Origin of the sequence: Paracidovorax wautersii (assembly GCF_031453675.1) — a bacterium.
Lineage (GTDB): Bacteria > Pseudomonadota > Gammaproteobacteria > Burkholderiales > Burkholderiaceae_C > Paracidovorax.
Map to the genome: position 1 here is coordinate 2,521,968 of NZ_JAVIZX010000001.1, position 19,259 is coordinate 2,541,226.

A 19,259-nucleotide genomic window follows, 5' to 3' on the forward strand; every position below is an offset into this window, starting at 1 on the left:
TACTCGCTGTTGGTTTAGGTGACTGGGAGATCAGAAAACGAAAGCGCTGTCGCTGGCGGGCCGGTCGACGGAAACGGCAGGGGTCGTTGCAGCGGGCGCATTGCCTCTCGAGGGAAGCCGTACTTGCGGCACGAAGACATCGGATCCGACCGCAGCACTGGTCGCTGCCGGTGACGTTGCAACGGGCGTGACAGGCAAGCTTGGCCTTGATTCCGCTACGGTGGCCGGCATCGGCGCAGAGGGGGCCATCGGCACCACCCGCATCAAGATCCGCGATGCCGCCGTGGTGGCCTGTTCTGCATCTGCACGGGCAGAAGCGCGAGGTGCCGGCGTGGCAGCAGCCGTCGGTGCTGCACGCGGCTGCGTGCTGCTCGTACGCAGCGGAATGGCGCTGACTGCGGATGGGACTTGGGCCACGGCCTGTCCCTGATTGATCGAGTCGAAGACCTTCTGCACATAGCCGTCGCGAAACCCGGTTACGAAATTCCCAGAGTAGTAGCAGCTGAAAGCCTTGCCCCAGTCTCCGCCGGCACTGGCGTAGCAATTAGCCAGAATGCTGGCGCCGGCGGCCAGGTTCGCGCACAGGTCGAAGGCTTTTTCGTGGCTGTCGAGCCCATACTTGCGAAAATTGATCCTATTGACTTGCGCCGCACCCAGCGAATAGTTGTATCCGCCGGATTCGAGCATCTTTGCGGTGGCAACCGCCTCCTCCAGCGTCTTAGGCTGCCGCACGAGTTGCGCGCCGACGACACCAATGGCGAACGGATTGGCGCTGGACTCGACATGGACGACGTGCCGCATGACCTGCGCCGGGACAGCGAGGTTGGGGCAGGCCAAAACTTCCATTCCTGGAAACACGGTATTGCTCTTTTTCGGTTGCGGTGAGCGGCAGGGCTAAGAGGCCTCGGCCATGGTGTGACGGCCGGGCTCGTAGTCGATGCCTGTGATGTAGCGTCTGCCCGAATGGGACTTGATGTGCACGACGATGTCTATGGTCATCATGAGCAATCGTTTGATGGTGGCAAATTCGAGCCCGGCGCCTTCGCTCGAGGCCTTCACCATGAGAGCCAGCTGATCCCAGGTCTGCTCGATGCTGCCCGAGTGGCAACTCGTGACGGAGCCTGGATGGCCGGAGGCGCAGTTGCGGATGAAGTAGAACGACTCGTCACCGCGCAACTCCGCAAGGATGATCCGGTCGGGCTTCATGCGCAGGCACGCTTCCATGCAGCTCTTAGCGGTGATGTTGGCGGTGCTCTGACCTCCCTTGGAATAGAGCAGGTGCACGGCGTTGGGTTGATCGATAAAGAGCTCGCGTGCGTCTTCGATGGTGACCAGGCGTTCGCTGGGGGGGATGTGATGAACGAGCGACTTCATGAAAGTGGTCTTGCCGCTGCCCGTCGCGCCGGAGACCACGATGTTCTTCTTGTAGATTACCGCTTGCTTGAAAAAGTCTGCGTAGCGGTGCGCCGCGCGCAGTGCCATCAGTTCCTCGTCCTGCGGGTCGATGCCTGCCGTGTCGTCGAGCAATTCGCTGAAGAAGCCTTCCTGCTGGTATTGGTCTAAGGTTCGCGTCTGCTTTGCAGGAAGGCGGATGGTGATGGACACTTGGCCCGCCTCGACCGCCGGTGGGATGACGAACTGAGCACGCTGTCCTGTCGGGAAAGTCAGCGAGACGACGGGGTTGGCGTCGGTGATGCGCTGCCCGGTGTTGCTCTCGTTGACCACAGTGGTGCAAAACTGCAAGGCGCGCGCCGACGTAAGTGACGGGACCTCGACCCGCTCCCACCCGGACTGGTTCTCGAGATAGATTTCGCCTGGTCGATTGATGCAGATCTCCGTGACATCGGGCGATTGCATGAATTCACGGATGCCCAGTACCTGGTATTGATAGTCCAGGAATTCATTCGAGACGGCTGCAACGAGTTCTTCTGTCATGCGTGGAATGAGTTCTCAGAAGCCCGCAACCACGGCGCTGAAATCGACGTCCTTTGCCACGTAGACATTGACAACGGTGCCTTGGTTGATTGTGACGGTGTCCGGGCGATTGGCGTTGCGGCGAACGGCTTGGCTGGCAAGGTTCTGCAACGTCTGAGCCGTATAGCTCTCATACGGTGACTGGACCGCGAAGCCGCCATTCGCAACTGTTGTCGTGTTGGGTCCGTTCTCTGCGGCCGCGTACTTGAAGGCGTCAGCGAACAGACTGATCAGCAGGGCCGATGTGATCCGCTGTCCCCAATGCTGGTCGAGGTAACCGGGGTGACCGGACCCGCCCAGATTGTCGACACCCGGGCTAGCCATGTTCACATCGATGCCGGTCGGGGTGACGATGCGGTCCCAAATGACTGCAATGCGTGGGCCGTTGGGTTCGGAGTCGTACTTGCCAAGCACCTTGGAGCCCTTGGGCAGCAGCAGGCGCCTGCCCGTAACGGAATAGACCGGCTCAGTCACGACGCAGGACGTGAAGCCGGGAATGTCGCTGATGATGCGTGTCTCCAGCACGCAGCGAATATAGGTGCCACGGAGCATCAGCACGTTCGCATGGGTCAGTGGCTGCGCGTTGGAAACAGCTGGCAGCGGTCTGGCGCGGTACGCATTGTTGGGCGCGAACTCCTGCTCATTGCCGCCCTGCATGCCCATTCCAGCCATGCCTGGCGCACCCATTCCAGGGGGCATGCCGGGGTATGGGCTCTGTGGTGCAGCCTGGGTGTTTTCTGCCGTGCCTACAGCGACGGTGCCTGCATTCGAGGCCATGCGACGCTCGACGAGCGTGGGCCCCCGAGGAGCCCGGGTCTCCTGCTGCGCAGAGGGAAGCGGCGGCAGGGTGGGCTCGGCAACGGGAATCGGCGTGGCCGGGAGCGGCGCGACCGGTAGCGGCGCGGGTGCTCGGACCAGTGGCGGCGGCAACTGTGGAGCAGCGGGAATCGTGACCACTTCTTCCTTGGGTTTTTGCACCTTTTCTGGCCGCATGACGTTACTGAGCATCCAGATGGCGGCAAGGCCAAGCAGAAGTACCAGCGCTGCCATGAAAACGATGGCACGACGGTTCATACGCTGCATGTCGCTGGACTTCAGCTGAGGAGCGGCCGCATCAAGGTCGGGCGCAGGGGGGCTGCCGGGCCGCTCGAACATCGTTGAATAGGGGTTTGTCTGTACAGCGGGCCTACCGCCATCTGCAGGCTCTGACCGGTCACGGTCAGGCGTGAAGTCGCCTGATTGGGAGGGGGGCTGTGAGTTCACTTGACGGTGTTCCTTCGAAGGCCCACGACGTTTTCGCCGTGGCGTATGACCAAGTAGGGGTAGGTCCCGTGAACGATGAGGGTGTTGCCCTCGACGGTGGTATTGACCACAGAGTCTTCGTCGCGTTCGTTCTGCCGCATGTAGACGGTCGGGAAGTTACCCGTCGGGAACTGAGTGAGGTCGCTCAACTTTAGATAAGTGAAACGACCGTCGTCATAGACGTTAACTGGGACCAACCAGGGTGCTTTGGCACTGCTGGTGGCATAGTCGTACTCGAAGTTGTAGCTTCGGTCCTTTTGCAGCGTGGTGTTGAGCGCTGGCGCCTCCGCCGCTTTCTTGGCTTCCTTGGAAAAGCTGGTGTCGGCCGGATAGCTGAACTTGATCCTGTATTGCACACCCGCGCTCCGCGCTTGTTCCAGAGTGCGCCAGTCCGTCGCGGCCACTTTCAGTTCGAAGATATAGGAGTTGGTCGCGGTGCGGATCATCATGTTGGTGTCCACATCCACGTTCTTTGGCTTAAGGTAGAAGATGTTGTCGCGCCGACTTACATCCCACCCGCTGCTGAAGCCGGTGCTGTAGTCCAGGATTTTTTCGTCTGGACTCAATTCGATCTGGGTGGCGATGCCCAAGCCGGCTCGCACGGTATAAATGCGCTCGGGCTGGTATTCATAGATCTGGACGGTTTGCGCAAAGGCGTCGGATGCGGCGCAGACAACAACTGTGCACGCAACTGCCAGCGCCCATCGACGGTGGGTGAACTGTGATTTCATTGGTTGCGCGTTCCCTGATTGACGCCCCTAGGCGCGGCCGGTGCAGCGGGCGCATTGGCGCTGGGCACCCCAAGGTTGAGTGGCGGTGGTGGTGGTGTAGGTGGCATCTCAGTCTGCACAGGCTGGCCGGCCGTAGCCATGCCTGTAGCGTTAGCGGGTGCATTGGTGCCCTGCGGAACTTCCGTGCCCGACATTGCAGGCCCGCTTTCCGCAGGCCTGGCGTTGGTGGAGATTTCCTCTGGTGGAGCCGATGCGTAGTCGTTATCGACCCGATAGTCGGTGACCTGGAATCCGAGCGGATTCTCGATCCGCTGCTTCTCGTCCATTTTTAGATTGGCCTTGTAGGTAAAGACCAAGGTCGCGATCTTGCTATCCAGCGGCTGGGTGGCGCCGCTTTGCTTTTCGTAGAGGCTGCGTTGAAAGCGCACCGTCGCACCTTTTGGAGTCTCGCTGCCCCCTCCGCCGATCAAGGTAATACTCAGGATGCGAACTCGGATGGCCCGATCTTTACCATAGAGCTTGTACGGGTTGGCGGGGTTCTGCGCGGAATACAAGTGGGTGTAGCCCCCGGCGACCTGAGGGGCCGACATGGTCAGCACCGTGGTCCAGTCGCGCAGATTAGTGAGTGCGAGGTCGTACGCCTCCCGAGCCATCACGAAATGCGCTACGTTGCTCCGATTGATCGCTTCGCTCGTGGTGATGCGCTGTAAGCTCGCGTCGTCGGTCAGGCGTGCCGCTGTGCTGGTGCCGGTGTACGCATCGGCGATGACCAGATATGGAACCTTCTCCTTGAGCGGTAACATGTAGAAGTATCCGCTCAGGAGCACAAGTGACATGACCACCGCACTGCCAGCCACCCACCAGGCGCGCCTCTCGCTACGGCGTACCAAGTCCGCCACGGTCAGCTCAAAGTTGACTGATTGGGTGACTGCTTCATCGATTTTCGGGGTCGACGAGTTCTTCTTGAACATCAGGGCAACCCTACAGCGGTAGGTGCAGCAGATGCCGCAGGCTGAACCGCGATTCTCTTGCTGTCAGCCACAATGACAATGCCCTGTGGCGCATAGATAGCACTCAGTTCACTCACTGCGGTTTGGATATCGTTGCTTCGAACCCGCGCCACGGGTTGATGGAGCGTGAAGTCGGAACCGATTTGATAGACCAACTGCAGTCCATTGTCGGAGGCCCAACGGGTCAGCATGTTCCGAAGCGTCGCGTCCATAGGCGAAGCGTAGAAGGTATAGGCAGGGGACAACGGGATTTCTGTCGGTGCGCTTTGAAATCTGTTCACTGGCATCCAAGAGCCGCCGTAGTCTTTAGGGGCGGGAGTGCTGCACCCGGTCAGCGCTAAGGCCAAGATGGCGAAGACCGGAGCTCCCCATTGAAGGCTTGTGGCACCCACGAACCAACTCCGCTCAATAGTTTGAGTCCCTGCCATGTAATTCCTCAAGTTGTTGTAACTTCTATTGTTCGCTAACCAAGATCAACACTGGTCTCACGTCAACTGACTCGGCCAATCGCGTGACAACTGGCAAAAACAACTGATGCCCTCTCGAGGGGCGAACTATCACTTAATTCTAGGATGGCGATTGTTAAAAACTGTTGCCTCATGCCGTAGGACGCAGCCTCGTGATGTTGTCGGAAAGGGGGGCGCTGGGGTTCGTTGAAAACGTGGCTATTCTTCTCGGAAGTGGCCAGTTGAACCGTCTAAGGGCTCGTGAATGTACAAGTGGTGAATGTGATGTAACGATTTCACGACCGGGCCGGGAATCACCTCTTCTTTAAGATGTCCGGCGCCCCCTATGCTGCGGCTGAAAGCAATCGGCGAGGTAGCCGCCGCGGGCCCTTGAAAGGCTTGGGTATCTGCGGTGAAGTTGTTGCCGGCAGGTAGGCAATGGTCTGGTGATCGTTGAGCACTGTCGTTCTCACGTGATGGCTTCCACGTGCCGAACTTCACCCCCGCTCAGAAGTGATTGCATATCGAGTACGAGTCAGTGGCGCGTAGGTCGTGGCTTTCAGCCTCCTTACTTGGAGACACTCGTAGCCGCATCGGTGATCTCCATCTGTACCAGTCAAATGGTGTTGCCGATGCCCAATGCGAAAGCGCGCTTCATGTTGCGCTCGCACCAGCCCAGGAAAGCCTGAGTGATGAACTCCGGTCCGCTGCCCGTGAGTGGCGCCGTAGGAGATCCGCGGCACTGCGCAGCCTCATCTAAAAGCTGCGCGACGTACTGGCCACCGATGCCGGAATCTACGGCCATCTGTACCCAATCTTGGCTTAAGTCGGCACCCAGCCCTACAAACTGCAGCACATCGGCATCGACACCACCGGCATGGGGCGAGGGGTTGGGGAGCTGGTGTTGAACTTCTTCCCGGCTGCGAAGGCCATTCGCTATTCGCCCGAGGTCAAGGCGCGGCTTGTGCTCAAGGCAAAGAGCGACATCAGCAAGGCTAGGCTTGAAATGGACGCGGGCCGCGACATCGACCTGGCGCAGTCGTTCATGGGCATCAAGCGAATGATGACGGCCGGCGGTCAGCAAGCCACGTCCGGCGCCAGTCACACAGCACAAACCGGGCACGCAGACCTGGCATGGACGTGCATGAACGCGCTCGACTTTGAACCGCTCGAAGGCATGACGGGCGCGAACCAATCAAGCATGGAGATTTTCTAAATGGCAGCAGACGACAGCGTGGCCACTGCGGCGCGCACAGGCACGGTGGCACCAGGCGTGCGCGCCTTCTCTTTCGGCGATCCTGAACCCGTCATGCGGCGCGGCGAGATTGCCGACTACATCGAGTGCTGGCTGAAAGGCCGGTGGTACGAGCCGCCGATTTCTTGGGAAGGACTGTCCCGCTCATTCCGCGCGAGCCCGCACCACGCGAGCGCGCTGCAGGTGAAGCGCAACGTGCTGGCCAGCACCTTCATTCCGCACAAGCTGCTCGACCGCGCCACCTTCGGCAAGTTCGCCCTCGACCATCTGGTGTACGGCAATGGCTATCTGGAGCGGCCCCTTCCCGGCTCGGCAGTGTGATGCAGCTCAGCTACGCCATGGCCAAGTACATGCGGCGCGGCGCTGACCTCGACCGCTATTTCTTCGTGCGCAGCTGGAAGGATGAACACGAATTCAAGCCCGGCAACGTGTTCCACCTCATCGAGCCCGACGTGAATCAGGAGGTCTATGGCCTGCCCGAATACCTGGCCGCGCTGCAGTCGGCATGGCTCAACGAGTCGGCGACGCTGTTCCGGCGCAAGTATTACGAGAACGGGAGCCATGCCGGCTTCATCCTCTACATGTCGGACCCCGCCACCAGCCAAGAGGACGTGGACGCGATCCGCCAGGCGCTCAAGGACAGCAAGGGGCCGGGCAACTTTCGCAATCTGTTCCTGCATTCGCCCAACGGCAAGGCCGATGGCGTGAAGCTGATCCCCGTCAGCGAGGTAGCCGCAAAGGATGAGTTTTTCAACATCAAGAACGTGAGCCGCGACGATCTGCTGGCGGCGCATCGCGTGCCGCCCCAGCTGATGGGGGTGGTGCCGAGCAATGCGGGCGGTTTCGGGGCAGTGACGCCGGCCGCCCAGGTGTTTGCCCGCAATGAGATTGAGCCTTTACAGACGCGGTTCATGGAGCTGAATGACTGGCTCGGCGAGGAAGTCATGCGCTTCCGCCCCTACGAAGTGCAGGCGGACGATGGGGACGGTACCAAATAGGCAGCAAACGGCGATAGCCAACGAAAAAGGCCCGCATCAGCGGGCCTTCAGCTTTGTGTTCAAACCGGCTCAGTATGGATGCTCTGCAACACACATCAGTGAATTCACGTACCTTTTATCAGTATCTTCCTCTAATCCCCCCGGGAAACCAGTGTATACAGCCAGCGCATATTGAGAATCTACTTCAGTTGAACTCCAGCTCATCCCCCCGTTGAAGAATCCCTTCTCATAGAGATTCTGCACGATGTTCGGCTGTTGCTGGCAATAGGTTGATCCCAATTCACACACCGCAGGCAAGTACCACTGCGTCCCTAAGTCTCTGCACCTTCTTGCAGCTGTAAATACCCCAAACTGCGATTGAGTGATCGCGTCAGTATTTGCACGCCCATCCGTTCTGGATGTCGCATTTACCAGTGAAGGCATTGAGTGCCAGTCTGAAGCGACCGTAGGAGCGGCAACCATTGCGGCGTTGATCGACTTGACGTCGTAAACCAGATGCCCAGACGACGAGGATGCCACCTTGATATTCACTGCATTCGTGTTATTACCTTGGATACTCATCTGAGCTGTCGCAACAAAAGGCAAAGATGCAAAAAACATGATGTTGCAGCTGGCCTGGGGCGCGAGCAATCCACAGGCTGCAGGGGAGGACCAACCGAGCGGGATATTGCCCGTGTTGTGCGGGATCACCATATTTGCTGGAATGCCACCAGTGTTTGTCACGGTGAGATACACAGGCCCGCCACCGACAGGTACGGTGAGAGGCGATCCCGAAACCGAGATAGTCGTCGTATTGCTCGAGCAAGCTACTCCCGCGCTGGTCACATTGGCCCCTCCGATGCTCCCGCTACCGTTCGTCACCGTGCAGGTTTGCGCTGCGGGCTGGGTCAACACCGTCACGTTGTAGGTTGCCCCGGTCGCCACTGGGGTGGAGAAGGTGAACGCTCCGTTGCTGGACATGGTCAGGTTGTCAGCGCCGTTGTTCTGCAGTGCCACGGAGCCTGTCAGCCCGGAAACCGTGCCGCCCACCGTGTAGGAGTTGGCGGAGCACACCACCTGCACATTGCTCACCGGGCCATTAACCGTGCCGGTGCCGTTGGACACGCTGCAGGTCTGTCCTGCGGGCTGGGTCTGCACGGTCACCGCGTAGGCGGAGCCTTGCGCCAAGCTGGTGGGGAAGCTGAAGGCCCCGTTGGTGCTCAAGGTCCGCGAGGCGCTGCCGTTGAGCTGCAGGGTGATGTTGCCCACAAGGCCGCTGACCGATCCCGCCACCTGATAGATATTGGTGGAACACACCACCGCGACGTTGCGGATCGCCACGCTTCCCACCGTGCCCGAGCCATTGTTCACCGAGCAGGTTTGGCCCTGCGGCTGGGTGTTCACCGTCACCGCGTAAGGGGCGCCGTAGGCGACTGGCGTGGGGAAGAAGAAGCTGCCATCGCCCAGGCTGGCCAGGGTCTCGCCGCCGTTGTTCTGCAGTAGGAGCCTGCCCGCCAAGCCGCTGATGTTGCCGCTGATCAGCTGGGGCAGCATAGCCATCGTGAAGGTACGCGTCCACACCGAGGTATCGGCGAGGGTGGCGTTTTCCAGTTGCACCTTGGTGGGGTCCACGGAAACGGTGAGGGTCTGGCCGGAATCGCACTGGAAGTTGCCCAGCGTCACGGTAAGCACGCGGCCGGTGGCATCCAGGGCTGTGGTCGGTGCTGGCGGGTTGGTGCAGCTACCGCTCACGGTGATCAGGCCCGGCAGGATGGACGTGACCTTGGCGGTGAAGGTGGCCGTGACACGCGTCGGGGGCGTGCTGGCTTGGCCGTCGTGGCTGACGGTGACCGTGGCCACGCCAGGCGTAGGCGTTACCGGCGGCTGGGGCGTTACCGGCGGCTGGGGCGTGACTGGCGGCTCTGGAGTGATGGGGGTTGTAGGGGGGGCCGGCACGACGGGTGGCGTGGCATCAGACCCACCGCCTCCGCCGCAGCCTGCCAGCATTCCCAGCAGTCCGGCGACCGCTACCCAATGCGTGCCCGGCTGCTCCAATGATTCGTCATGACCCGCTCTATCCTTGAGAAGTGTTGCGGGATGCTACCGTTACCAAGAGGAAGCAGTGATAGCGCATCCCCTAGAAACAACAGCAATTTAGCTCAGATCTGCAGAAAAATCGGCGCAAGCCGGCGGCCATGCGCCCCGGACGCTTCGCGAACCATCAGCAGTGGCACCAGAGCCCGCAGTGATCCCACCCACCCTTGCCCCTTGCCCCTCCATCGCTTGGCCCTCTACGGTCCTGCATCCCAGCGCCTGCCCCTCCCCCAGCCCGCCCCCACCGCCGTCCTTAACGGTCCAGACCGCCAGCGCGCAGTCGAGACCCCGCCGCGCCTGCCCGCTTGATCGGCCTCTCTTGCCGACCCTGCCGACACTGACCAGCGCAAGGCCTGGTGCAGCCTCGCGGCCAGATTTCGCCCTATTTCGCATGACGGGAAATGGCGGACTTTGCTTGGTTTCCGCTGACACCATGGGATAGCGATTGCTGTATATTTATACAGTATCAATTTGGGCTTTGAAATGTTCCTACCAGGCGTTTTATCGCGGCGGCCCATGGACGCCCAATAGTCATGCAGACAAGGAGGCCAAGCAGGCGGCCGGTGCCCGGTATTGCGTGATCCGCCTGCGCTTCACAGGATCGTTTCTGCCCGTCCACCTGATCCAGCGGCGCCCCTGGCCAAGGGGTCTGTTTGTCAGCAAACAGCATGAGGGCGGCTGGTGGTCCGCAAGCCTGCCCCCACTCGATGGCGATCTATCCCCAATCCTTCGGCCGCTTACCGACGCGCGCGTGGTCAAAGAAAGGGACGACGGATGCCTGCTGGTGGCAGGGATGGAATGGGATTTCGGCTACCTCAAACGCTGGCCGCAAACGTGGCGTTGCGGGCCTGATGAAAATGCGGCGCGGGCGGCCTTGTTCGATGCTGATAGGTGGCTACGCAACAACTATTTCGGGTTCGTCTAGCGCGCTTAGCCCTTCGGATATCGGAGACTGCGTAGCACTGTATATGTGATGCATCTCATAAACCTCTCATATCCGGCGCGGCCCACCGATCCTTCAACAGCGAAATAAGGACGGTGGGAGGGCAGGGCAACGTGGGTTTGCGACTCCAATCCGCAATGGTCTGGAGCCAGTTTTCGCGCCAAGGCAATCAAGGCGGGCTCGTAATATCACTACCGATTTGATAGCGTGACCCCATGCAGAGCTGCGAGGTCGGGCAGGGCGCAGCGTGAGATGCCGGCCTGTGATTTGGTTGGACTCTCGTAGAGAATCCCAAATGAAAAGGCGCCACAGCCATGAAGCTGTAGCGCCTTGAAATGAGTGGTGGGTCCTGAGTGACTCGAACACTCGACCTACGGATTAAGAGTCCGCTGCTCTACCAACTGAGCTAAGAACCCACTTCTTTCGAAACTTGGTCTGCATCGCTGCAGAGCCTCGAATTATGCACTACTTTTTACGCCCGTGGCAATAGGCGCGCTAAAAATTTTGCGTTCGCGCTGCAGGAGGGGCTTCAGCCACAGGTCAGTCGCCGCTGTGTGCCTCCGCCCGGCCTCACATCAGCAGATGCTCGCCCGCGTTGTCGCCGCCCAGGATCACGTAGTTCACCTTGCGGATGTCCAGCAGCTTCTTGCCTCCGGCGTAGCTGATGGAGCTTTGCACGTCCTGCTCCATCTCGACCAGGGTGTCGGCCAGCTTGCCCTTGATGGGTTCGAGGATGCGCTTGCCTTCCACGTGCTTGTATTCGCCCTTGTTGAAGTCGCTGGCGGAGCCGTAGTACTCCTTGTACGGCTCGCCATCCACCTCCACGGTCTTGCCGGGCGATTCCTCGTGGCCGGCGAAGAGCGAGCCGATCATCACCATGGTGGCTCCGAACCGGATGCTTTTGGCGATGTCGCCATGGCTGCGGATGCCGCCGTCGGCAATGATGGGCTTGGTGGCCACGCGGGCGCACCACTTGAGCGCCGACAGCTGCCAGCCGCCCGTGCCGAAGCCGGTCTTGAGCTTGGTGATACACACCTTGCCCGGGCCCACGCCCACCTTGGTGGCGTCGGCGCCCCAGTTCTCCAGGTCGATCACGGCCTCGGGCGTGGCCACGTTGCCGGCGATCACGAACGACTGCGGCAGCTTCTCCTTGAGGTAGCCGATCATGTTCTTCACGCTGTCGGCATGGCCGTGGGCGATGTCGATGGTGATGTACTCGGGTACCAGGCCCTCGGCCACCAGCGTGTCCACGGTGGCGTAGTCGGGCGACTTCACGCCCAGCGAGATGGAAGCGAAGGTGCCTGCGGCATGCATGTCGCGCACGAACTGGACGTTGTCCAGGTCGAAGCGGTGCATGACGTAGAAGTAGCCGTTCGTCGCCATCCAGCGGCAGATCTTTTCGTCCACCACCGTCTTCATGTTGGCGGGCACCACGGGCAGGCGGAACGTGCGCGAGCCCAGCGTGATGCTGGCGTCGCACTCGGACCGGCTTTCCACGCGGCACTTGCGCGGCAGCAGAAGGACGTTGTCGTAGTCGAAGATTTCCATGAGATTTCCAAGCTCCTGTGAAAGGTCGCAGAGGACCTATTTCCCCCGCGATGGGGCGCTTGGCTTGGAGGCCGGTTCTGCGGGTGGGCCGTGGCGGCCATCACCGAACCCTGCTGTGCGCAGGCGCAAAAAAACCGGACGTCAAGAAACTTGGGCCCGGTGATTGATTCTACCCCTGCCACCCACGGCCATCGGCCCGGGTGCGATTGGCGCGGTGCGGCGCAGGGTTACTTTGCAGCGTTGCCCGTGGCTGCGGCGTCCGCGCCGGCGGCGCACCGCGCCTGGGCCGCCGCAATCACCGTACCGTCCGCGTCTTGCAGCCAGCCGGCCACACCAAGCCGCTGCACATCGGCGCCGTCCGGCACGCGCATGGGGCGCAGTTCGGACCAGCCGGTCTGCACCCGGCCGGCTCCGGCGACCCAGGTGCCCTGCAACGCATTGCGCACCAGATGGCGCGGCGCGGCATTGCCTTCGGAGCTGGCGGGCACGGTCTGGATGAGCAGCAGGGTGAAGGTGTAGCGCGCGCCGGGGCGCAAGGGCCGGGCGCCGCCGCGGACGGGTGCCGGCACCAGCGCGATGGTCGTGCCCACATAGTCGTTGAGCGGAGGGCCAAGGGACACGCGAAGCCGGCCGGGCGCAGCGCCTGCAGGCGCCACATCGCTGACAGCCGTATCGGTGGTGCCGGGCGGGGTGCGGCCCAGAGCCTCCAGCCGATCCAGGGCATCGCGCGTGGCGGCGGCAGACAGCGGTGCGTCATCGCCGGAGCGGCCCGGCACGATCCAGTCGAGCAGCAGCGCCGCATCGCCCGGCGCCGCCGCGGGCACATCGGCCCAGCAGCTTTCGCAGTCTGCGCTCAGAAAGCGCTCGTACAGAGCGCGCGGCGGCGGCTGTCCGTCGCTGCTGCAGACGGCCATCTGGGCCATGGCAGCCAGGGGCGCGCCGGCGAGCAGGGCGGCCGGCGCGAGGGAGCGCAAAAGGGCGGGCAGAGGGCGCATCAAAGGTCCATCCTGGGGCGGTGCGGTAGGTCCGCGCATGTTCCCACAAGACGCCGCCGGTGCGCCGCTCGGCCCGCGCCGGACGGCTTACTCGGGCTTGATGTTGGCCTTGCGCACGACTTCGCCGTAGCTTGCTAGGCGGTCGGACATCATTTTCTCGAAGGCGGCCGGCGTCATCTCTTCGGGCGGGATCACGCCGCGGGCCTTGAGGTTCTCGATCATCGCGGGCTCGGTCGCCGCCTTGCGGATGGCCTTGTGCAGCGTGGCCACGATGGCGGCGGGTGTGCCGGCCGGGGCGGCGATGCCGGTCCACGACGACTGGTTCAGGTCGGGGAAGCCCAGTTCCTTGAAGGTCGGCACATCGGGCAGCTGCGCCACGCGCGTGTCCGACGCCACGGCCAGGGCGCGCAGCTTGCCGGCCTGGATGTGCTGCAGGAACACCACCAGGTTGTCGAGCGCGAACTGCACCTCGCCCGCGAGGATGGCCGTCACGTAGGGCGAGCCGCCGCGGTACGGGATGTGCACGCCCTTGGCGTTCACGGCCAGCAGGAACGCCTCGGCGTTGATCTGGCCCATGCTGCCGGCGCCGGCGGTGGCGAAGTTGACCTGGCCGGGGTTGGCCTTCAGGTAGGCCACGAACTCGGCGAAGTTCTTGGCAGGCACGCTGGGATGCGCTACCAGCACGTTGGGCTGGCGGCCCATGATGGCGATGTTCTCGAAGTCCTTGATCGGGTCGTAGCCCAACTTGGGCTGCACCAGCGGGTTGGCCAGGTGGCTGCTTTGCGACGAGGCCACCAAGGTGTAGCCGTCGGCCGGCGCACGCGCCACGAACTGCGTGCCGATGGAGCCGCCCGCACCGGGCTTGTTGTCCACCACGATCGGCACGCCCAGGATGCGGCCCAGCGCTTCGGTGTACTGGCGGGCCATCACGTCGACCGAGCCACCGGGCGGGAAGGGCACGACCAGCGTGATCGGGCGGCTGGGGTACTTGTCGCCTGCGGCGAAGGCTGGCAGGGCGGCAGCGCCGGCGAGGCCCAGGCCGGTGGCGAGCAGTTGGCGACGGGTGGTGTGCATGCGTTCGAAGGACATAGGTCTCGGAGGGGTCAGAAAAACGAAAAGGGGAGGGAGCCGGCTCAGCCCAGCGCCAGCAGCGTGAGCGCCAGCGCCTGGGCGCGCGGCACGAAGGTGGTCAGGTCGCAGAACTCGCGCTCGCTGTGCGCGTAGCCGCCCACGGGGCCGAGAGCGCAGAGCGACGGGATGCCCATGTTCGACGTGATGCCGCTGTCGGCCGCGCCGCCGGTGGATTCGCCCTCGACGGCGAAACCCACCTGCTGTGCGCAGCGCTGGTAGGTCTGCAGCAGGTCGTCCGGCGTGCGGGCCATGGGCAGGGTGCCCGTCTTGGCGACGATGCGGCCACTGGTGCGCGGCAAAGACTCTTCTTCGATGATCGCCTGGATGCGGGCGAGCACGCCGTCCAGGTCGTTCTCGGCCGTGTAGCGCAGGTCCACGTGCGCGGCGGCCAGCGGGGCCACCACGTTGGACGCCATGCCGCCCTGGATGAAGCCGACGTTGACGGTGATGCCGGGCTCGCAGGCGTTGAGCGCATGCAGCGCCAGGATCTTGCGGGCCAGCGCGTCGATGGCACTCGCGCCCTGCGCGGGATTGATGCCTGCATGCGCGGCCACGCCCGTCACCTCGAAATCGATGCGGTACGAGCCCTTGCGCTCATTCACCACGTTGCCGCTGATGCGGCCCGGCTCGGCGTTCAGCACAGCGCGGGCGCCCTGGACGTGCTCGCGGATCACGGTGCGGCAGGCGGGCGAGCCCACTTCCTCGTCGGCCGTGAACAGCAGGTGCACCGGCGTGGCGTTGCCGCCAAAGCGGGCCAGGGCCTCGGCCACGAAGACGTTCATCACCAGGCCGGACTTCATGTCGGCCACGCCGGGGCCGTAGGCCTTGCCGCCCTCCACGCGCCAGGGGCGCTGGGCGGCCGTGCCCAGCGGGAAGACCGTGTCCATGTGGCCCATCAGCTGGTAATGGCCTGCGGCCGCGGTATCACTGCCCGGCACCTTGGCCAGGATGCACTCGCCCCAGCCGGGTTCCGGAAAGGTCTGCACCGGGATGCCGGCGGCCTCCAGGCGGCCGCGCAGGGCCGCGGCGACCTGGCGCACGCCTGCTTCATGGCCGCTGCCGCTGTCGATGTTGACGATCTGCGCCAGCAGATCGGCCATGGCCTGTTCCTGCGAGGCAAGCCAGTCGAGCAAGGGCTGGGCGGAGGCGGGAGCCGCCGAGGCGGCGATGGCAGGCGCGGTGTGGGACATGGCGGTCGGTGCGGGAATTGAAATGAAAATTTCACAAATCATATTGCCTTGCAATGTGTGTTGCAATTGAAGGCCGGCCCAGAGCGGATGGGCCATGCACAATCGGCCCACGCAGCGCCTGCCGCGCGCCGCTTCTGCCTCTGCCGCCCACGCCACCATGCTCCTGACCGAACGGCTCGCCGCCCGCGCCGCCTCCCTCACCGCCAGCGAGCGCGCGCTGGCCGACGACCTGCTGCGCCACTACCCCGACGGGCTGATGGATTCCGCCAGCGCCATCGCGGCCCGCACGGGCACCAGCGCCTCGACGGTGGTGCGCATGTTCTCCAAGCTGGGCTACGACAGCCTGGCCGAGGTGCGGCGCGAGGCGCGCACCGAGGTCACTTCGCGCCTGCAGACCGCCGCGCAGCGCGCTCCGGCCACGCTGGGCGCCGAGCGCAGCCTGGCCGAGTGCGTGGACGACGCCCTGCTGCACGACCAGCACAACCTGGCGGCCACGCGCCAGGGCCTGGACATGGCGGCCTTCGAGGCCACGGCGCGCCTGCTGGGCCAGGACGGTGGCCGCGTCTTCGTGATGGCCGAGAAGAACAGCGCGCCGGTTGCCAGCCACCTGGCCACGCACCTGAACATGTGCCGCCCCGGCGTGCAGGACCTGGGCGCGGGCGCGCCCTTCGCGGTGGACCGCATGCTGTGGGTGGAGCCGCAGGACGTGTTGCTGGTCTTCACCATCCGCCGCTATTCGCGCGGCGGCCTGCTGGCGGCGCAGCACTTCCGAGCGCAAGGCGCCACGGTGGTGGCACTGACCGACAGCCCGGTGGCGCCCATCGTGCAGCACGCGCAGCACACGCTGGTGGCGCGCACGGCCAATGCATCGCCGTTCGATTCCTACACCGCCGCGTTCTTCCTGTGCAACGCGCTGGTGTCCGCGGTGGCGCAGCTGCGCCATGGCGCCGTGGGCGAGTCGCTGCAGCGGCGCGACGCGCTGTGGACGCGGTTCCAGTCCGACGCGATTGACGGCGTGCTGACGTGATGGCATCGCTACAAAAAAAATAGCTGCTTGCGCTCGAATTCATTCGGTTTCAAGTTGATTTGTGTCCAAATTCGTTGAAGGACAAGCGCAAGCCGCTATCAAAGTAGTAGGGCTTGACCCTGCGGCGCGGGCTGCGCGGCCGGGTTTCTACAATGGCGGGATGCCTTCTCAAGACCTGTTTTCCGGCGCGCACGATGCGCCTTTCGGCGCTGGCCAGGCCGGCCCTGCGCCGCGCGTCGACCCTGCCACGTCGCCCCTGCTGCAGAACCTCAACGACGAGCAGCTCGCCGCCGTCACGCTGCCGGCGGGCCACGCGCTGATCCTGGCGGGCGCCGGCTCGGGCAAGACCCGCGTGCTGACCACGCGCATCGCCTGGCTGCTGCAAAACGGCTACGCCACGCCCGGCGGCATCCTGGCCGTCACGTTCACCAACAAGGCTGCCAAGGAAATGGTGGCGCGCCTGTCGGCCATGCTGCCGGTGAGCGTGCGCGGCATGTGGATCGGCACCTTCCACGGCCTGTGCAACCGCCTGCTGCGCGCGCACTACAAGCTGGCGGGGCTGCCGCAGTCGTTCCAGATCCTGGACACGCAGGACATGCTCTCGGCCGTCAAGCGGCTGTGCAAGCAGTACAACATCGACGAAGAACGCTTTCCGCCCAAGCAGCTGGCCTATTTCATCGCCGGCTGCAAGGAAGAGGGCCTGCGCCCCGGCGCGGTGGACGCGCGCGACGCGGACACGCGCAAGAAGGTCGAGCTGTACCAGCTATACGAAGAGCAGTGCCAGCGCGAGGGCGTGGTCGACTTCGGCGAGCTGATGCTGCGCAGCTTCGAGCTGCTGCGTGACAACGACCCCATCCGCGAGCACTACCAGCGCCGCTTTGCGCACATCCTGGTGGACGAGTTCCAGGACACCAACAAGCTGCAGTACGCTTGGCTCAAGCAGCTGGCGGGCGACACCGTGGCCGGGCGCTTCCAGTCGCGCAGCAGCGTGATCGCCGTGGGCGACGACGACCAGAGCATCTACGCCTTCCGCGGCGCGCGGGTGGGCAACATGGCCGACTTCGTGCGCGAGTTCGACGTGCAGCGCCAGATCAAGCTGGAGCAGAACTACCGCAGCTACAGCAACATCCTCGACTCCGCCAACGCGCTCATCAGCCACAACAGCAAGCGCTTAGGGAAAAACCTGCGCACCACGCAGGGCCCGGGCGAGCCGGTTCGCGTGTACGAGTCGAACACCGATCTGGCCGAGGCGCAGTGGATAGTCGACGAGATCAAGCAGCTGGTGCGCAGCGACGGCTTCGAGCGCAAGGAGATCGCCGTGCTCTACCGCAGCAATGCGCAGAGCCGGGTGATCGAATCCGCGCTGTTCAACGCCAGCGTGCCCTACCGCGTGTACGGCGGCCTGCGCTTCTTCGAGCGCGCCGAAATCAAGCACGCGCTGGCCTATCTGCGCCTGCTGGAGAACCCGCACGACGACACCAGCTTCTTGCGCGTGGTGAACTTCCCGCCGCGCGGCATCGGCGCGCGCACGATCGAAGTGCTGCAGGACGCAGCGCGCAACGCGGGCTGCTCGCTGCACGACGCGGTAAGCGCCGTGCCCGGCAAGGCCGGCGCCAACCTGGGCGCCTTCGTGGCGCTGGTGGATGTGATGCGCGAGCAGACGCAAGGCCAGAACCTGCGCGGCATCATCGGCCAGATGCTGGAGGCCAGCGGCCTGCTGGAGCACTACCGCAACGAGAAGGAAGGCGCCGACCGGATCGAGAACCTGGACGAACTGGTGAATGCGGCCGAAAGCTTCGTCACGCAGGAAGGCTTTGGCCGCGACGCGGTCGCGCTGCCGGTGGACGAGCACGGCGCCAACCTGTCGCAGAGCCCCGCCAGCCAGGGGCTGGATCCGTCGCTGCCGCAGACGGACGAGCCGCTGGCACCCGTCGCCGGCATCGTCGATGCCGACACGGGCGAGACGCTGTCGCCGCTGGCAGCCTTCCTCACCCACGCCGCGCTGGAGGCCGGCGACAACCAGGCCCAGGCCGGCCAGGACGCCGTGCAGCTCATGACCGTGCACGCCAGCAAGGGCCTGGAGTTCGACGGCGTTTTCATCGGCGGCATGGAAGAGGGCCTGTTCCCGCACGAGAACTCCATGAACGACCGCGAGGGCCTGGAAGAAGAGCGCCGCCTGATGTACGTGGCCATCACGCGCGCCCGCAAGCGCCTGTACCTGAGCCATTCGCAGACCCGCATGCTGCACGGCCAGACGCGCTACAACATCAAGAGCCGCTTCTTCGACGAACTGCCCGAAAGCGCGCTGAAGTGGATCACGCCCAAGCAGCAGGGCTTCGGCTCGTATGCTCCTAATCCAGGAGCTGGAAGCGCTTATGGGGCGGGCGCCAAGGGCGGTTTTGGCTATCGGTCGGAAACCTTTGCCAGCCCACCGGTGCCGGTGCAGAAGGCAGCGCCGTCGCACGGCCTGCGCGTGGGGCTGGCGGTGTTCCACACCAAGTTCGGCGAAGGCAAGGTCAAGGCGCTGGAGGGCACGGGCGACGACGCACGCGCGCAGGTGGACTTTCCCCGCCACGGCACCAAGTGGCTGGCCCTGAGCGTGGCCAAGCTCACCATCGTCGACTGAGCAACCGTCT

The 19,259-nt window shown here is 63.6% G+C and carries 16 protein-coding genes, 1 tRNA gene and 1 pseudogene; 5 read left to right on the forward strand and 13 right to left on the reverse strand.

From position 1 onward, the window contains the following. Window positions 1-30: 30 nt before the first annotated feature. The 7 genes from QE399_RS11390 to QE399_RS11420 all read right to left on the reverse strand — a co-directional run bounded on the left by QE399_RS11390 (window position 31) and on the right by QE399_RS11420 (window position 6,268). Window positions 31-846, reverse strand: coding sequence for a lytic transglycosylase domain-containing protein (locus tag QE399_RS11390; RefSeq protein ID WP_309828850.1), 816 nt, complete (start codon window positions 844-846; stop codon window positions 31-33). Between the two features lie 48 nt (window positions 847-894). Further along, entirely contained in the window at window positions 895-1,935 is a 1,041-nt protein-coding gene (virB11, locus tag QE399_RS11395) for a P-type DNA transfer ATPase VirB11 (protein WP_309828852.1), read from the reverse strand. Window positions 1,936-1,950: 15 nt separating this feature from the next. Next, window positions 1,951-3,129 (reverse strand): TrbI/VirB10 family protein, encoded by a 1,179-nt coding sequence (locus tag QE399_RS11400; RefSeq protein WP_309828854.1) that lies wholly within the window; start codon window positions 3,127-3,129, stop codon window positions 1,951-1,953. Window positions 3,130-3,233: 104 nt separating this feature from the next. Continuing rightward, a complete protein-coding gene (locus tag QE399_RS11405) occupies window positions 3,234-4,007 on the reverse strand; it encodes a TrbG/VirB9 family P-type conjugative transfer protein (RefSeq protein ID WP_309828856.1) in 774 nt (257 codons plus the stop codon). Then, a complete protein-coding gene (locus QE399_RS11410) occupies window positions 4,004-4,978 on the reverse strand; it encodes a VirB8 family type IV secretion system protein (RefSeq protein WP_309828857.1) in 975 nt (324 codons plus the stop codon). The genes QE399_RS11405 and QE399_RS11410 overlap by 4 nt, the downstream gene beginning before the upstream one ends. After that, entirely contained in the window at window positions 4,978-5,445 is a 468-nt protein-coding gene (locus QE399_RS11415; protein ID WP_309828859.1) for a TcpQ domain-containing protein, read from the reverse strand. The genes QE399_RS11410 and QE399_RS11415 overlap by 1 nt, the downstream gene beginning before the upstream one ends. A 634-nt stretch (window positions 5,446-6,079) precedes the next feature. Further along, complete coding sequence (locus QE399_RS11420; protein ID WP_309828861.1) at window positions 6,080-6,268, reverse strand: hypothetical protein; 189 nt, start codon at window positions 6,266-6,268, stop codon at window positions 6,080-6,082. 42 nt (window positions 6,269-6,310) lie between these two features. Here QE399_RS11420 and QE399_RS11425 point away from each other — a divergent pair, with 42 nt between their 5' ends. Beyond that, window positions 6,311-6,679, forward strand: coding sequence for a phage terminase large subunit family protein (locus QE399_RS11425; RefSeq protein ID WP_309832038.1), 369 nt, complete (start codon window positions 6,311-6,313; stop codon window positions 6,677-6,679). Next, window positions 6,680-7,716: pseudogene (locus QE399_RS11430) on the forward strand (phage portal protein). Window positions 7,717-7,785: 69 nt separating this feature from the next. Here QE399_RS11430 and QE399_RS11435 read toward each other — a convergent pair. Next, on the reverse strand, window positions 7,786-9,555 hold the full coding sequence (locus QE399_RS11435; RefSeq protein WP_309828863.1) for a hypothetical protein: 1,770 nt from the start codon (window positions 9,553-9,555) through the stop codon (window positions 7,786-7,788). Between the two features lie 679 nt (window positions 9,556-10,234). Here QE399_RS11435 and QE399_RS11440 point away from each other — a divergent pair. Then, the gene (locus tag QE399_RS11440; protein WP_309828865.1) at window positions 10,235-10,714 is read left to right on the forward strand and encodes a hypothetical protein; all 480 of its coding nucleotides are present in this window, start codon (window positions 10,235-10,237) and stop codon (window positions 10,712-10,714) included. 358 nt (window positions 10,715-11,072) lie between these two features. On the opposite strand, the gene QE399_RS11445 is transcribed toward QE399_RS11440, so the two are convergent. The 5 genes from QE399_RS11445 to QE399_RS11465 all read right to left on the reverse strand — a co-directional run bounded on the left by QE399_RS11445 (window position 11,073) and on the right by QE399_RS11465 (window position 15,596). Further along, window positions 11,073-11,148, reverse strand: a tRNA-Lys gene (locus QE399_RS11445). A 154-nt stretch (window positions 11,149-11,302) separates the two neighbouring features. Beyond that, entirely contained in the window at window positions 11,303-12,280 is a 978-nt protein-coding gene (locus tag QE399_RS11450) for a GMP reductase (RefSeq protein ID WP_309828867.1), read from the reverse strand. A 227-nt stretch (window positions 12,281-12,507) separates the two neighbouring features. Beyond that, window positions 12,508-13,275, reverse strand: coding sequence for a hypothetical protein (locus tag QE399_RS11455; RefSeq protein ID WP_309828869.1), 768 nt, complete (start codon window positions 13,273-13,275; stop codon window positions 12,508-12,510). A gap of 87 nt (window positions 13,276-13,362) precedes the next feature. Beyond that, on the reverse strand, window positions 13,363-14,364 hold the full coding sequence (locus tag QE399_RS11460; RefSeq protein WP_309828871.1) for a tripartite tricarboxylate transporter substrate binding protein BugE: 1,002 nt from the start codon (window positions 14,362-14,364) through the stop codon (window positions 13,363-13,365). 44 nt (window positions 14,365-14,408) lie between these two features. Next, on the reverse strand, window positions 14,409-15,596 hold the full coding sequence (locus QE399_RS11465; RefSeq protein ID WP_309828873.1) for a M20 family metallopeptidase: 1,188 nt from the start codon (window positions 15,594-15,596) through the stop codon (window positions 14,409-14,411). A 157-nt stretch (window positions 15,597-15,753) separates the two neighbouring features. Between QE399_RS11465 and QE399_RS11470 the strand changes: the two genes are divergently transcribed. Then, a complete protein-coding gene (locus tag QE399_RS11470) occupies window positions 15,754-16,623 on the forward strand; it encodes a MurR/RpiR family transcriptional regulator (protein WP_309832039.1) in 870 nt (289 codons plus the stop codon). Window positions 16,624-16,783: 160 nt separating this feature from the next. Further along, window positions 16,784-19,249, forward strand: a complete 2,466-nt coding sequence (locus QE399_RS11475) for a UvrD-helicase domain-containing protein (RefSeq protein ID WP_309828875.1) — start codon at window positions 16,784-16,786, stop codon at window positions 19,247-19,249. Window positions 19,250-19,259 lie beyond the last annotated feature (10 nt).

What these genes read in the sequence shown, in the direction of transcription:
- QE399_RS11420 (WP_309828861.1), bottom strand. Translation starts at nt 6,268, where the DNA reads ATGGCCGTAGATTCCGGCATCGGTGGCCAGTACGTCGCGCAGCTTTTA.
- QE399_RS11410 (WP_309828857.1), bottom strand. Translation starts at nt 4,978, where the DNA reads ATGTTCAAGAAGAACTCGTCGACCCCGAAAATCGATGAAGCAGTCACC.
- QE399_RS11475 (WP_309828875.1), top strand. Translation starts at nt 16,784, where the DNA reads ATGCCTTCTCAAGACCTGTTTTCCGGCGCGCACGATGCGCCTTTCGGC.
- QE399_RS11405 (WP_309828856.1), bottom strand. Translation starts at nt 4,007, where the DNA reads ATGAAATCACAGTTCACCCACCGTCGATGGGCGCTGGCAGTTGCGTGC.
- QE399_RS11460 (WP_309828871.1), bottom strand. Translation starts at nt 14,364, where the DNA reads ATGTCCTTCGAACGCATGCACACCACCCGTCGCCAACTGCTCGCCACC.
- QE399_RS11470 (WP_309832039.1), top strand. Translation starts at nt 15,754, where the DNA reads ATGCTCCTGACCGAACGGCTCGCCGCCCGCGCCGCCTCCCTCACCGCC.
- QE399_RS11400 (WP_309828854.1), bottom strand. Translation starts at nt 3,129, where the DNA reads ATGTTCGAGCGGCCCGGCAGCCCCCCTGCGCCCGACCTTGATGCGGCC.
- virB11 (WP_309828852.1), bottom strand. Translation starts at nt 1,935, where the DNA reads ATGACAGAAGAACTCGTTGCAGCCGTCTCGAATGAATTCCTGGACTAT.
- QE399_RS11390 (WP_309828850.1), bottom strand. Translation starts at nt 846, where the DNA reads ATGGAAGTTTTGGCCTGCCCCAACCTCGCTGTCCCGGCGCAGGTCATG.
- QE399_RS11415 (WP_309828859.1), bottom strand. Translation starts at nt 5,445, where the DNA reads ATGGCAGGGACTCAAACTATTGAGCGGAGTTGGTTCGTGGGTGCCACA.
- QE399_RS11455 (WP_309828869.1), bottom strand. Translation starts at nt 13,275, where the DNA reads ATGCGCCCTCTGCCCGCCCTTTTGCGCTCCCTCGCGCCGGCCGCCCTG.
- QE399_RS11465 (WP_309828873.1), bottom strand. Translation starts at nt 15,596, where the DNA reads ATGTCCCACACCGCGCCTGCCATCGCCGCCTCGGCGGCTCCCGCCTCC.
- QE399_RS11450 (WP_309828867.1), bottom strand. Translation starts at nt 12,280, where the DNA reads ATGGAAATCTTCGACTACGACAACGTCCTTCTGCTGCCGCGCAAGTGC.